This is a genomic window from Pseudomonas petrae (assembly GCF_021728295.1).
Taxonomy (GTDB): domain Bacteria; phylum Pseudomonadota; class Gammaproteobacteria; order Pseudomonadales; family Pseudomonadaceae; genus Aquipseudomonas; species Aquipseudomonas petrae.
The window spans coordinates 36,224-49,028 of sequence record NZ_JAKJXE010000009.1; the positions used below are offsets into that span (position 1 = coordinate 36,224).

Annotated in this window: 16 protein-coding genes; all 16 read right to left on the reverse strand. The window is 60.9% G+C overall.

Annotated features, from left to right (window positions below):
- Positions 1-19 precede the first annotated feature (19 nt).
- A complete protein-coding gene (locus L4G42_RS16760; protein ID WP_237253038.1) occupies positions 20-583 on the reverse strand; it encodes a DUF1285 domain-containing protein in 564 nt (187 codons plus the stop codon).
- Positions 584-593: 10 nt separating this feature from the next.
- Positions 594-1,199 carry a DUF4823 domain-containing protein gene (locus tag L4G42_RS16765; RefSeq protein ID WP_237253039.1) on the reverse strand — a complete coding sequence of 202 codons (606 nt, stop codon included), beginning with the start codon at positions 1,197-1,199 and terminating at the stop codon, positions 594-596.
- 117 nt (positions 1,200-1,316) lie between these two features.
- Positions 1,317-2,003, reverse strand: coding sequence for a TetR/AcrR family transcriptional regulator (locus tag L4G42_RS16770; protein ID WP_237253040.1), 687 nt, complete (start codon positions 2,001-2,003; stop codon positions 1,317-1,319).
- 466 nt (positions 2,004-2,469) lie between these two features.
- The gene (locus L4G42_RS16775; protein WP_237253041.1) at positions 2,470-3,255 is read right to left on the reverse strand and encodes a TatD family hydrolase; all 786 of its coding nucleotides are present in this window, start codon (positions 3,253-3,255) and stop codon (positions 2,470-2,472) included.
- 14 nt (positions 3,256-3,269) lie between these two features.
- Complete coding sequence (locus L4G42_RS16780; protein ID WP_037011754.1) at positions 3,270-3,626, reverse strand: PilZ domain-containing protein; 357 nt, start codon at positions 3,624-3,626, stop codon at positions 3,270-3,272.
- Between the two features lie 43 nt (positions 3,627-3,669).
- Entirely contained in the window at positions 3,670-4,656 is a 987-nt protein-coding gene (locus L4G42_RS16785; RefSeq protein ID WP_237259734.1) for a DNA polymerase III subunit delta', read from the reverse strand.
- Positions 4,649-5,293, reverse strand: a complete 645-nt coding sequence (gene tmk / locus L4G42_RS16790) for a dTMP kinase (RefSeq protein ID WP_237253043.1) — start codon at positions 5,291-5,293, stop codon at positions 4,649-4,651. The genes L4G42_RS16785 and tmk overlap by 8 nt, the downstream gene beginning before the upstream one ends.
- A gap of 43 nt (positions 5,294-5,336) precedes the next feature.
- A complete protein-coding gene (mltG, locus tag L4G42_RS16795) occupies positions 5,337-6,560 on the reverse strand; it encodes an endolytic transglycosylase MltG (RefSeq protein WP_237253044.1) in 1,224 nt (407 codons plus the stop codon).
- A 3-nt stretch (positions 6,561-6,563) separates the two neighbouring features.
- Entirely contained in the window at positions 6,564-7,379 is an 816-nt protein-coding gene (pabC, locus tag L4G42_RS16800; RefSeq protein ID WP_237259746.1) for an aminodeoxychorismate lyase, read from the reverse strand.
- Entirely contained in the window at positions 7,379-8,623 is a 1,245-nt protein-coding gene (gene fabF, locus L4G42_RS16805) for a beta-ketoacyl-ACP synthase II (protein WP_065993132.1), read from the reverse strand. Before fabF ends, pabC begins: the two co-directional genes overlap by 1 nt.
- Positions 8,624-8,730: 107 nt before the next feature.
- Positions 8,731-8,967, reverse strand: coding sequence for an acyl carrier protein (gene acpP / locus L4G42_RS16810; RefSeq protein WP_016973676.1), 237 nt, complete (start codon positions 8,965-8,967; stop codon positions 8,731-8,733).
- A 186-nt stretch (positions 8,968-9,153) separates the two neighbouring features.
- Complete coding sequence (fabG, locus tag L4G42_RS16815; RefSeq protein WP_237253045.1) at positions 9,154-9,891, reverse strand: 3-oxoacyl-ACP reductase FabG; 738 nt, start codon at positions 9,889-9,891, stop codon at positions 9,154-9,156.
- A gap of 15 nt (positions 9,892-9,906) precedes the next feature.
- Positions 9,907-10,845 (reverse strand): ACP S-malonyltransferase, encoded by a 939-nt coding sequence (gene fabD, locus L4G42_RS16820; protein ID WP_237253046.1) that lies wholly within the window; start codon positions 10,843-10,845, stop codon positions 9,907-9,909.
- Between the two features lie 138 nt (positions 10,846-10,983).
- The gene (gene plsX / locus L4G42_RS16825; RefSeq protein WP_237259735.1) at positions 10,984-11,991 is read right to left on the reverse strand and encodes a phosphate acyltransferase PlsX; all 1,008 of its coding nucleotides are present in this window, start codon (positions 11,989-11,991) and stop codon (positions 10,984-10,986) included.
- Between the two features lie 4 nt (positions 11,992-11,995).
- Positions 11,996-12,178, reverse strand: a complete 183-nt coding sequence (gene rpmF, locus L4G42_RS16830) for a 50S ribosomal protein L32 (protein WP_003179396.1) — start codon at positions 12,176-12,178, stop codon at positions 11,996-11,998.
- A 13-nt stretch (positions 12,179-12,191) separates the two neighbouring features.
- A complete protein-coding gene (locus L4G42_RS16835; protein ID WP_133777399.1) occupies positions 12,192-12,719 on the reverse strand; it encodes a YceD family protein in 528 nt (175 codons plus the stop codon).
- Between the last annotated feature and the right edge of the window lie 86 nt (positions 12,720-12,805).

Sequence of the window (12,805 nt, forward strand, 5' to 3'; positions counted from 1 at the left end):
CCGAATGGAAAGGGATCGATCAGGGCTCAAGGCCGATGGGGAAGAACTCGCCACCGCTCCACACCCCCAGCCAGCGCTGGCCGTCGATTTCACGCACAACAGCAAGGTCCACCAACTGATAGAAGACGTTACGGTGGATCAGCGCTTCGAGGTTGTTGCGCACATGAAGGTAGGGCGCCGGCTCCTGGGTCTGCGGATCGACGTCGATACGCAACGGGTGTTCAGCCCCCGCCTCCACCACGTCTTCGACATTGGTGGTGAACCGCAGCAACTGCGACTCCCCGCGGCCTTCAACTTCCAGCAGGACCGCGACAAAAGGTGCGTCGTCGACCTTGATGCCGACCTTCTCGACTGGGGTGATCAGAAAGTAATCGTCGCCGTCGCGGCGGATGATGGTGGAAAACAGCCGAACCATCGGCTTGCGACCAATGGGCGTGCCCAGATAGAACCAGGTGCCATCGCGGGCGATGCGCATGTCAATGTCACCGCAGAAATCCGGGTTCCACAGGTGCACGGGCGGCAAGCCCTTGCCGCTCTTGGCAATCTGGGCCAACAGATTATTGGCTTTGTCCTGCCCACTCATACGCCACTCCTCAGCGGGCTTCAACGCCCAGCAAACCGCGAGCGTAAGCTTCCATCGGGGGTCCTAGCAAATCCTCGGGTTTGGTGTCGTACAAGGTCAGCAGGCCGCCACGGGTGTGAATGCGGGCCGAATCGATGAGGTAGCGGGTGTTGGTTTCGATCAGCATCAGCTGGATAACGCCGTTGTCGATGCCGAGACGGTCCACCGCTTCCTGGTCCGACCACTCGTCAAACGTGCCGATGCGGTCATCGGCCTTGGCGAAGCGGGTGTACAGCAGATAATGAGCGCCTGCGGCCCGGGCCTCGTTCATCGCGTCATCCAGACCTTCCGGAGCGCGAGCGCGGCGGACCATCGGGAAGTATTCGATAAACCCCTTGAAGGCTTCTTCGGCCACGACGTTGGGACGCGGGTAGGCACCGCCCGGCGGAACGAAGGCACCCTGGGCGATATAGATGAACGAGTCGGGTTGCACGCGAAAGTTGTTCAACCGACGGGTTGAACTGTGATCCAGCAGCCCGGCGTCACTGAACTCATCGTGAGCGCCTTGTGCCAGATCGCTGACGTGCATGCAGCCACTCAACGCCAGTAGAGCCAGCAGTAAAACCAGGCTACGCATTTTTATCTCCAAAGTCCGGCGACGGAAAACCGGCGAATGGCCGGTTAATGCAGCTTTTGCGCCATGTCGGACCTGAAGAAGGTTTAGCTCGATGAATCGGGCTTACGCAGCTGCGCTTTATTCAGCAGCCGGGTCGGGCTGGGAGTCGAGTCGGAGCCCGGGTTTGGCCTCGGGCGTATGATCGACATCCCGCTTGCGCTTGTTGCCCATGCGCACGCCGATGTCCATCAGGAACTGGAAGAAACCTTCCTGATCCTCGAGGACATTGCTCCAGAACGGCGAGTGGTACAACGCCACCGCGCCATGCACCAGAGCCCAGGCGGCGCAGTAGTGGAAGTACGGCGGGACGTCTTCAAGCTTGCCTTCGGAAATCCGGCCCTTGATCAGCAAGGTCAGATGTTCGAAATTCGAGGCGCGGATCTTGTGCAGCTCCTCGACCAGCTCCGGCACCTGATTGCCCTTCACGACTTTCTCTTCGAGCCGATCAAAGAGGCGGTAGCGCTGGGGGTCGCGCATGCGGAATTCGAAGTAAGCGCGGGACAGCGCTTCCTTGTCCTTGTCGACATCCGCCGAATGCAGCAGCTCGTTCAAATCACGCTCGTAGTCGAGCATCAGGCGCAGGTAAATCTCCGCCTTGGATTTGAAATGCTTGTAGATAGTGCCTTTGCCGATACCCACGGCGTCCGCGATCATCTCGACGGTGACGCTGTCTTCGCCCTGTTCGAGGAAAAGCTTAAGCGCGGTGTCGAGAATCTCCTGCTCACGGCGGCGAAACTCACGGACTTTACGAGGTTCTTTCTGCATAGGAGGGGACTGTAGATTCGAAAATCGGAGCCGCACATTATGCCTATCCCGCAGCAGAATGCACGGATCATCCGACCTGCATCCGTTTTCTGACGGATTTCGCCATCAGCAGGCAGAAAGGAAACGCGCGAGGCCTGGGCAGTCGCGTTTTTTAGCGGGATGGGATGGGCGGTCAAAAATTCGGGGGGTCAGTGGGATTGCGGTATCAGCAGGCCGCCAGGTATTCCAAAACTGTTTAAAAATCGTACAGCGGTCGGCTGGACGCCGGCGGATTATAGCCAATACTTATATTCGCCAATGCAGCATCTCCCCCAAGTGCCAGCGTTGGTAAGGACACCAATGGATAGCGTGTCTTTGTTTTACTCCTAATGGTCTTAACCCGGATTCCCCCCCCAGAACCCGGGTTTTTTTTGCCTAGGATTTGGTGGGCGCCGGGGGCTAGGCGAGCACCGCCATGCACGGCGGATCAGCCTTTAACGCGCGCCAACGGGAACAGCCGCTTGAAGTTCTCGCTGGTCTGCTCGGCGAAACGCTCGTAGGTCTCGCCACGCAGCATCGCCAGAAACTCGGCCACCTCACGCACGTACTGAGGCAGGTTCGGCTTGCCCCGATGAGGGATCGGCGCAAGGTACGGCGAGTCAGTCTCGACCAGCAGCCGGTCGGCAGGCACTTTGCTGGCGACATCCCGCAGCGCGTCGGCGTTGCGGAAAGTGACGATGCCGGACAGCGAGATATAGAACCCCAGATCCAGCGCGGCCTTGGCCATGTCCCAGTCTTCGGTGAAGCAATGCAGCACGCCGGCTTGAGGCAACGCGGCTTCGCGTAGCAGCTCCAGCGTGTCGGCGCGCGCTCCCCGGGTGTGGACGATGACCGGCTTGCCGGTCACGGCGGCCGCCTGCAAATGAAGCCGGAACGAGGCCTGTTGCAACTCGGCCGCCTCAGGTTCGTAGTGATAATCCAGACCGGTTTCGCCGATGGCCACTACGCGCGGATGATTCAGCTCGCCCAGCAGCCACTCCAGCGCAGGCGCCTCGCCGGGCTTGAGGTCCAGCGGGTGAATGCCGACCGAGCAATCAACGTCGTCGTAGCGGTCGGCCAGCGCCTTCACGGCACCGGAGTTCTCGGCGCTGACGCCGATGCACAGAAAATGCCCGACGCCCCGCTCTCTCGCCGCTTGCAGGGCGTTGTCGAGGGAGCCGTCGTGGGCGCTGAGGTCGAGGCGGTCAAGGTGGCAATGGGAATCTACAAGCATGGGGGCGGGGCAACTTACATCGTATGGGTAGGACGGTCGGATTTCAGCGCTCCGGCCAGGTAGTTTTCAATCATGTTGCGCGCGGTATTGTCGCCATCGTTGAACTGCACCCCAACGCCAGCGGCGCGGTTTCCCTGAGCGCCCTTCGGCGTGATCCAGGTGACCTTGCCCGCGACCGGAATCTTTTCAGGCTCGTCCATCAGGTTGAGCAACATGAACACTTCATCGCCCAGCTTGTAGCTTTTGCTGGTGGGAATGAACAGGCCGCCGTTTTTGATGAACGGCATATACGCGGCGTACAGGACGGACTTGTCCTTGATAGTCAGGGACAGAATGCCGTTACGTGGACCTGGACTCAGTGGCACGCTCATCTCGTTTCCTCAGGCAATTCATGATGTCATGCAGATGGCCAGTCTAACCCTGTCCGGTCAGGCCTGCCCACTGCACCAATAACGCTTCGAGCAACAAAACCCGGTTCAGGTTCGCTTTTGACATGACCTTCTGGCGTTGCAGCAGCACCCAGTCCTGAATCGCCAGCACGTTGCGCTGGGACGATTTCTGCGCCAGATACTGCACGACCTTGCGCATGTCGGTCAGGCCCAGGCCTTCTTCGTCCTGGGTCAGCTGATAGCGCAGGATCAGGCTCGACCAGTCGCAGAACCAGTCGAACAGCAACAACAGCGGAATGTCTTTCCAGCCTTCGGCCAGCTGGGTCGGCGATTGCTGGCCCTTGAGCAGCTTTTTAACGCCCTCCACCACCAGCGCCCTCTGCTCATGAACACCTTGGGCCTGCAGCTTGACCGCGACCAATGGCGAACCGGCCGCGAGGGTCAGCAGATCGACGCGTTCCTGCTCGGTGCAATCGGGCAGTGCATCAGCCAGCCAGGCGATGCTCATGACGTCGCTGGGCAGCGGACACGCCTGTTGCACGCAACGGCTCTTCACCGTGGGCAGCAGCCGACTCGGTTGATGGCTGACCAGTAACAGAATGGTGTTTCCCGAAGGCTCTTCCAGACTTTTCAGCAGGGCGTTGGCGGCGTTGACGTTCATCGACTCGACCGGCTCGATGAGCACCACCTTGCGCCCGCCCATTTGCGCGGTCTGCACCACGAAGCTGACCAGATCGCGCACCTGATCGACCTTGATCGCCTTGTCCGCCTCTTCAGGCTCCAGCACGTAATGATCGGGGTGACTGCCGGCCGCCAGCAGCGAGCAGGATTTGCATTGGCCGCACGCCTCAAGGCCTGCCGGGCGTTGGCACAGCAGCAGGTACATCAAACGCTCGGCCAGCGCCCGCTTGCCGATGCCGGCCGGGCCGTGCAGCAAATAGGCGTGAGCATGTTGCTTGCGGCCTGCCAGTTGCTGCCACAGGCCGTGCTGCCAGGGATACGCCTCAGCCATGCCGGCGAGCCGCCAGCAGCGTAATCAAATCGGGAACCAGCACATCGAGGGACGCCTGGACTTCGGTCAGCGCAAGTGACGCGTCCACCAGGCGGTAGCGCTCGGGGGCCGCGGCGGCGCGCGACAGGTAGGTGCTGCGCACGGCGTCGAAGAACGCTCGGCCCTCTTGCTCGAAACGGTCAAGCTGACCACGCGCGGATGCGCGGGCCAGACCGATCTCGATGGGCAGATCGAACACCAGGGTCAAATCCGGACGCAGCGCGCCCTGGACGAAATCTTCCAGCACGGCGATGCGCTCGATGGGCAGGCCACGGCCGCCTCCCTGGTATGCATACGTGGCATCGGTGAATCTGTCGCAAAGCACCACGGCGCCCCGCGCCAACGCCGGCCGAATCAAGGCCGCGAGGTGTTGCGCGCGGGCTGCAAACATCAGCAGCAGCTCGGTATCGACGAACATCTGCTCGTCACCGGGCGTCAACAGCAGCTCGCGGATACGCTCGGCCAATGGCGTACCACCCGGCTCGCGGGTCAGGACGACATCAATGCCCTCGCTGCGCAGGCGCTCGGCCAGGTAGTCGCGGTTGGTGCTTTTGCCGGCGCCTTCGGGGCCTTCCAGGGTAATAAACAAACCGGTCACGGGCAGTCCTTGGTCAGTTTCAGGGCGAGTGTGCTCGCGGTTGTCATTTGCCGGGGGCATTGGCTGGGGTCGACGGATCTGCAGCGTCTGTCTGCGGTTTCGGCGGCTGCTCGCTCGCGCCCGGCTCTTCAGACCTGGACTCGGTCGGCTGCGGATCAGCACGTTGTGGATCTGTGGGCTGCTGCTCGGACGCGGGCTTATCGACGGATTCTGCAGGCAGCGCGGGTGCAGCGACAGGCGCCGGGCTGGAACGATAGTCCGCGCGACGCTTGAGCTGGAACTCCTTCACCGCCGCGTTGTGCGCATCCAGATCGGCAGAGAATACGTGACTGCCGTCCCCTCTCGCCACGAAGTACAGGCTGTTGCCGGCCACCGGATGCATCGCCGCATGGATCGCTTCACGCCCGACCATGGAAATCGGCGTTGGCGGCAAGCCGGAGATGACATAGGTGTTGTACGGCGTAGGTTCTTTCAGCAATGCCCGGGTGATCTTGCCGTTGTATCGCTCGCCGAGGCCATAAATGACGGTCGGATCAGTTTGCAGCAACATGCCCTGCTGCAAGCGACGCACGAACACGCCGGCAATCTGGCCGCGCTCCTGAGGCACGCCGGTTTCCTTTTCCACCAGCGACGCCATGATCAGCGCCTGGTAAGGATCGGCGTACGCCACATCGGCAGCGCGTTTCTCCCATTCATCCTGGAGCACTTCATCCAGGCGGTTGTAGGCCTGTTTGAGCAGCTCTACGTCGGTCATGCCGCGCACGTAGCGATAGGTGTCCGGGAAAAACCGGCCTTCCGGGAAGACGTCCGGATGTCCCAGCTTCGCCATCAATTCGGTGTCGCTGAGATCGCTCGCCGTTTGCTCCAGCTTGACCTGTTTAGCCAGCGCCGCGCGCACCTGACGGAATGTCCAGCCCTCCACCAGGGTGACGCTGTACTGAACCACTTCACCTTTTTGCCAGAGATCGAGCAGCGACTCGGCGTTCATGCCGGGCGCCATGCGGTATTCGCCACTGTGCAGCGACTGGCCTTGCAGATTGAAGCGCCAGTACAGCCGCAGCCAGAACGCGTCCTTGATGACGCCGTCGGCTTGCAGCCGATTCAGCACGCCGGTCGGCGACGAGCCGGATGGCACATCCAGCAGTTTTTCCTGGGTCAGATTGAGGGGCTGTTGCAGCGCGCTGTTCTGCTGCCAATAAGCCACACCCAGCAACAGCCCCGCCAGAACCACACCTGTTTCCAGCAAGACGAGTAATTTTCGGATCACGAATCAGATATCCAGAAGCCCGCGAACAAGGTGTTGGAGTTTACGGGTCAGCGGCCCAACCGGCCAGTTCATATGCTCGACGCCACGCACCGGCCAGATGCCGTACACGCTGTTGCAGACAAACACCTCATCGGCCTTTTGCAGGTCGGACATCTGCAGGTCCAGCTCACGGGCCGGCATGTTCTCGCGCTCTGCCAGCGCAAGGATCTCCGCCCGCATCACACCGGCCACGCCACAGCGGCGCAGGTCGGGCGTCAGCAACACCCCGCCCTTGACCATAAACAGATTGCTGTAGACCGCTTCGACGATGCGCCCCGACACGTCCCGCATCAGCCCTTCGGCGTACTCGGCACTTTGCCATTCCCCACGGGCCAGCACTTGCTCAAGGCGATTGAGGTGCTTGAGCCCGGCCAGCAGCGGCTGCTCGGCGAGGCGGGTCTCACAGGCGAACAGTTTGATGCCCTGCTCTGCATGACTTTCAGGGTAAGCCGGCAGCGGACCCGCCTGAAGGATGCGTCGCGGCAGCGCGTCCGACGCGGGTGCATAGCCACGCACGCCATCGCCACGGGTGACGATGAGCTTCATCACGCCTTCACCCAACTGAGCGGCGAAGCGGCAGCATTCCTCGTCGACCAGCGCCAGATCGAGGTTCAGTGCCAGCCGCTGCGCGCCCACTGCCAGACGCTGCAGATGACGCGGGAAGAGCACTGGCTGTCCGGCCTTGACGAGGACGGTCTCGAAGAGACCATCGCCGTACGCCAACCCCCGATCCTTGACGGCCAGGGAGTCCGCTGCAAGGCCATCGATCCTGCTCACGATCATTCGGCGTAACGGCGGAAGACCAGCGAACCGTTGGTGCCGCCAAAACCGAAGGAGTTGGAGATCACCACGTCGATCGGCATTTTCCGCGGCTCGTGGGGAACGAAGTCCAGGTCGCAGCCTTCATCGGGCTCGTCGAGGTTGATCGTCGGTGGCGCGACCTGATCCTTGATCGCCAGCACACTGAAAATCGCTTCGATCGCACCGGCGGCGCCCAGCAGGTGACCCGTCATCGATTTGGTCGAACTGACGGCCAGTTTGTAGGCGTGCTCGCCGAACACCTTCTTGATGGCACTGACTTCGGCCAGATCGCCCGCAGGCGTGGAGGTGCCGTGGGCGTTGATGTATTGCACGTCCTCGGGGCGAATCTTGGCATCGCGCAGGGCATTGGTGATACAGCGCGCGGCACCGGCACCGTCATCGGGCGGCGAGGTCATGTGAAACGCGTCGCCGCTCATGCCAAAGCCGATCAGCTCGGCGTAAATGGTCGCGCCCCGCGCTTTGGCGTGCTCAAGCTCTTCGAGGACCATGGCGCCTGCCCCGTTGGACAGCACGAAGCCGTCGCGGCCCTTGTCCCACGGACGGCTCGCGCGCGCGGGCTCATCGTTGCGGGTAGACAACGCGCGGGAGGCACCAAAGCCGCCCATGCCCAGGCCGCAGGCCGCCATTTCAGCGCCGCCGGCAATCATCACGTCGGCTTCGTCGTACGCGATGTTGCGCGCGGCCATGCCGATGCAGTGCGTGCTCGTGGTGCAAGCGGTGGCGATGGCGTAGTTGGGGCCCTGTGCGCCAAGATGGATCGACAGAAACCCGGAAATCATGTTGATGATCGACCCCGGTACGAAGAACGGGGAGATCTTGCCTGGTCCCTGCTCATGCATCAGCCGGCTGGTGTTCTCGATATTGGTGAGGCCCCCGATGCCCGATCCCATCGCCACGCCGACGCGCTCACGATTGGTGTCATCGATTTTGATACCGGAGTTGCGCACGGCCTGAAAGCTGGCAGCCAGCCCGTACTGGATGAACAGATCGAGTCTGCGGGCCTCTTTGGCCGACAGGTATTCCTCGACGTTGAATCCCTTCACCGAACCGCCAAAGCGGGTGGTGTATTGGGACAGGTCCGTGTGTTCGATAGGCCCAATGCCACTCTGGCCAGCCAGAATGCCTTGCCAGGTGCTCGGGACATCCGTGCCCAAAGGCGTCAGCATACCCATACCGGTGACCACGACGCGTCTACGCGACACAGGACTCTCCTTTCTTCTATTGATGAAACGCTGCCCTATTCAAAGAAAAAACCGCACGCCAGGGGCAGTGCGGTTTCTCCAGGACAGCAAACTACGATTACAAAATCTTACGCCTGGTGGGCAGTAACGTAATCGATAGCCGCTTGAACAGTAGTGATCTTCTCGGCTTCTTCGTCAGGGATTTCGGTCTCGAATTCCTCTTCCAGAGCCATTACCAGCTCAACGGTATCAAGGGAGTCGGCACCCAGGTCTTCAACGAAGGAAGCACTGTTGGTGACTTCCTCTTCCTTGACGCCAAGTTGTTCGGCAACGATTTTCTTGACGCGCTCTTCGATGGTGCTCATACCGTGTTTTAACTCCTAGTGGACAAATTCAGGCAGCTGGCCGATGGGTAAGTGTATAGAAGAGGTTTTGCGCATTTCAAGCTAAACGCAATTCCCGCTACGCCCAACAGCCCTCTGCCCCTTAAAAGATTTCAGCTTTATAACGGATTTTAGACAGCCCGTATGACATTTTTTCGATACGACCGGTCACATGTACATGCCGCCGTTGACGGGGATTGTAGCCCCGGTAACGTAGCCTGCACCTTCTGAGGCAAGAAAAGCGACAACATGCGCGATCTCTTCTGCCTGCCCCAGTCGGCCCAGAGGAATCTGTGCCGTCAGGGAATCACGTTGCGCTTCTGGCAACTCGCGCGTCATGTCGGTGTCGATGAAGCCCGGCGTCACCGAGTTGACCGTCACTGCGCGCGACCCGACTTCACGTGCCAGGGCACGACTGAAGCCTTCCAGACCCGCCTTGGCGGCGGCGTAGTTTACTTGACCTGCGTTGCCCATGGCACCCACAACCGAACCAATGCTGATGATCCGGCCCCAGCGCGCCTTGGTCATCCCGCGCAGGACGCCCTTGGACAGGCGGAACAGGCTGCTCAGGTTGGTGTTGATGACGTCATGCCACTCGTCATCCTTCATGCGCATCATCAGGTTGTCACGGGTGATACCGGCGTTGTTGACCAGGATCAACGGCGCGCCAACGCGTTCGGTGATCTGGGCCAGCGCGGCGGCAACGGATTCGTCGCTGCCCACGTCCAGCGCCAGGCCGAAGCCTTCGATGCCGTTTTCCTTGAAATAAGCGGTGATCTTCTCGGCCCCGGACTCGGACGTTGCCGTGCCCACGACGATGGCGCCGTTACGACCCAGTTCAAGGGCGATCGCCCGGCCAATGCCACGGCTTGCGCCGGTGACAAGTGCAACTTTACCCTGACTCATGCAGGCGTCTCCTAATCAGGCCAGCGCCGCACGAGCGGCGGCGAAGGCGTCTGGGGTATTGAGGTTGTGGGTGGCCACGCCATCGGCGCAACGCTTGTTCAATCCGGCGAGGACCTTGCCCGGGCCGCACTCGACCAGTTGCAGGGCGCCCTGGGCCGCCAGCGTCTGGATCGATTCGACCCAACGCACTGGCTTGTAGAGCTGCTGCAGCAGATCGGCTTTCAGCGTCTCGAGGTCGGACACGACACTCGCGGTCACGTTCTGCACCAGCGGGATCTGCGGCACCTGCCAGTCAATGGCAGCGATCGATTCAGCGAAGCGTTCGGCCGCCGGGCGCATCAGTTCGCAATGGGAAGGCACGCTCACCGGCAACGGCAAGGCACGCTTGGCGCCCTTGGCCTTGCAGACGTCGATGGCACGCTCCACGGCGGCCTTGGCACCGGCAATCACGACTTGTCCGGGCGAATTGAAATTCACCGCGCTGACCACATCGCCCTGAGCCGCTTCGGCACAGGCAGCAATGACCACCGCATCGTCCAGGCCCAGAATGGCCGCCATGCCGCCCTGCCCCGCAGGCACGGCTTCCTGCATCAACTGACCTCGGCGCTCGACCAGCTTCACAGCGTCCGCAAGAGTCAGACTGCCGGCCGCGACCAGCGCGCTGTACTCACCCAGACTGTGGCCGGCGACATACGCCGAACGCACCCCGCCTTCCGCCAGCCACAGACGCCACAAGGCAATCGAGGCGGTGAGGATGGCAGGCTGGGTTTTATCGGTCTGATTGAGGCGCTCTTCGGGGCCCTGCTGGGTCAGCGCCCAGAGGTCATAGCCCAGAGCATCGGAAGCTTCTTTGAACGTCTCCAGCACCAGCGGATGCTGCGCGCCCAGCTCGGCCAGCATGCCGAGGGACTGCGAGCCTTGGCCCGGAAAGACAAATGCGACGGAAGCAGACATTAACAAGCCCCTGATTATTCTCGTCAAAATGAGCGTCCGGCGGGCCGAACGCGAGGTAATTCAATGTGTTGCGATGGACAGTTGGATGACCATGCGGTCACAGGCGTCACATTCTAGCCCAAGACTCGCATTGAAGCCCTAAAGCAGATCCTCAAGACGACCGCGCAAGCGCTGCGGCAGGTTTTCCTGAATCTCGATCAACGCCCGCTGTATCGCGCTCTGGAAACCGTGCGCATCGGCCGAACCGTGGCTCTTCACCACGATGCCCTGCAGACCCAGGAAGCTGGCGCCGTTGTGCCGCGCCGGGGCCAGATCGGCCTTGAGTCGGCCGAGCACAGGCCTTGCCATCAAACCCGCCAGTCGCGACAGCACGTTGCGGCGAAACAGCCGCTCGATCCGCTCGCCAATCATCAATGCCAGGCCTTCGCTGGACTTCAGCAGCACGTTGCCGACAAAACCGTCGCAGACCACGACATCCGCCTCACCCCGATACAGGCCATCGCCTTCAACAAAACCGATGTAGTTCAGCCCCGGCGCAGCCTGCAACAGACTGGCCGCCAGCTTGACCTGCTGATTGCCCTTGATGTCTTCGGTGCCGACGTTCAGCAGTGCGACTCTGGGTCGCACCACACCCAGCGCCTCAGCCGCCACCGAACCCATCACGGCGAACTGATAAAGATGCTCGGCGGTGCAATCCACGTTCGCGCCCAGATCCAGCAGCTGGCAATAACCGCGCTGTGTCGGAATCGCTGCGACCATGGCCGGGCGGTCGATGCCCGGCAAGGTTTTCAGTACGAATCGGGACAGCGCCATCAAGGCACCGGTGTTGCCTGCACTGACACAGGCGTGGGCCTTGCCATCGGCGAGAAGCCCCAACGCGACGCGCATCGACGAATCAGGCTTGCCCCGCAAGGCCTGGGACGGACGCTCATCCATGGTGATGATTTCACTGGCATGCACAACGTGCAGGCGCGAGCGATCAACACCGGAGTGGAGTGCGATGAGTTCTTCAAGAAGGGAGGCTTGACCGACGAGGGTCAGGTGTAGCGAGGGAGTGGCAAGCAGGCAGGCAATGCTGGCCTGAACAATGTTGCGGGGACCGAAGTCCCCGCCCATTGCGTCGATCGCGATGACCGGAGCAGACAAGAAATTACTCGTCAGCGCCCTTGTCGATCACTTTACGGCCACGGTATACGCCTTCTGGCGATACGTGGTGACGCAGGTGAACTTCACCGGTGGTTTTTTCTACAGACAGAGTGCTAGCCTCGAGAGCGTCGTGCGAACGACGCATGTCACGGGCAGAGCGGGATTTTTTGTTCTGCTGAACAGCCATAATTGATTAACTCCTAAACGTTTGGGTCACGCTTTAACTGCGCCAATACACTGAACGGGTTGGACCGCGTTACCTCGTCCTCGCTCGGTTCGGACTCATTAAGGTCCGCCGGCGGCTGGCATTCTTTCGGATCATGAGTTGGAACAATGGGCAAGGCGAGCAGAAGCTCATCCTCGATCAAAGCCAGCAGATCCATGGGATCTTCGCCGAGTTCCAGCACGTCATAGCCTTTCGGCATCGACTGGGTGTTTGCACCCTCCTTCACCACGGCATAACTGCATTCGCTGTGGATCGGAAAGGTGACCAGCTCAAGACAACGCTGGCAAACCATTTTGACTTCGACGTCAATTTCGCTGTGGATAACCACAGCCCGTTGCTCGTCTCGCTCAAAAACGAATTTCGCCTGCACCGTACCGAGATTGTCAGCAAGCGGGTCGCAGAGTCTCTCCAAATCAGCCAGCAGCATCTCTCCCTGAAGAGTAGTGCCACGATCAGCTAATTTGCGCGGGTCAACGTGAGGTGGAATCGGGTCATTCAACATAGGCGCAGCATTCTAGGGACGACCCTTGCGACTGTCAAAGGAAATTCAGGCCTGTTCGCAACCTGACCTGCTGATTACACTCGACT

What these genes read in the sequence shown, in the direction of transcription:
- L4G42_RS16760 (WP_237253038.1), bottom strand. Translation starts at nt 583, where the DNA reads ATGAGTGGGCAGGACAAAGCCAATAATCTGTTGGCCCAGATTGCCAAG.
- L4G42_RS16765 (WP_237253039.1), bottom strand. Translation starts at nt 1,199, where the DNA reads ATGCGTAGCCTGGTTTTACTGCTGGCTCTACTGGCGTTGAGTGGCTGC.
- L4G42_RS16770 (WP_237253040.1), bottom strand. Translation starts at nt 2,003, where the DNA reads ATGCAGAAAGAACCTCGTAAAGTCCGTGAGTTTCGCCGCCGTGAGCAG.
- L4G42_RS16775 (WP_237253041.1), bottom strand. Translation starts at nt 3,255, where the DNA reads ATGCTTGTAGATTCCCATTGCCACCTTGACCGCCTCGACCTCAGCGCC.
- L4G42_RS16780 (WP_037011754.1), bottom strand. Translation starts at nt 3,626, where the DNA reads ATGAGCGTGCCACTGAGTCCAGGTCCACGTAACGGCATTCTGTCCCTG.
- L4G42_RS16785 (WP_237259734.1), bottom strand. Translation starts at nt 4,656, where the DNA reads ATGGCTGAGGCGTATCCCTGGCAGCACGGCCTGTGGCAGCAACTGGCA.
- acpP (WP_016973676.1), bottom strand. Translation starts at nt 8,967, where the DNA reads ATGAGCACCATCGAAGAGCGCGTCAAGAAAATCGTTGCCGAACAACTT.
- fabG (WP_237253045.1), bottom strand. Translation starts at nt 9,891, where the DNA reads ATGAGTCAGGGTAAAGTTGCACTTGTCACCGGCGCAAGCCGTGGCATT.
- fabD (WP_237253046.1), bottom strand. Translation starts at nt 10,845, where the DNA reads ATGTCTGCTTCCGTCGCATTTGTCTTTCCGGGCCAAGGCTCGCAGTCC.
- rpmF (WP_003179396.1), bottom strand. Translation starts at nt 12,178, where the DNA reads ATGGCTGTTCAGCAGAACAAAAAATCCCGCTCTGCCCGTGACATGCGT.
- L4G42_RS16835 (WP_133777399.1), bottom strand. Translation starts at nt 12,719, where the DNA reads ATGTTGAATGACCCGATTCCACCTCACGTTGACCCGCGCAAATTAGCT.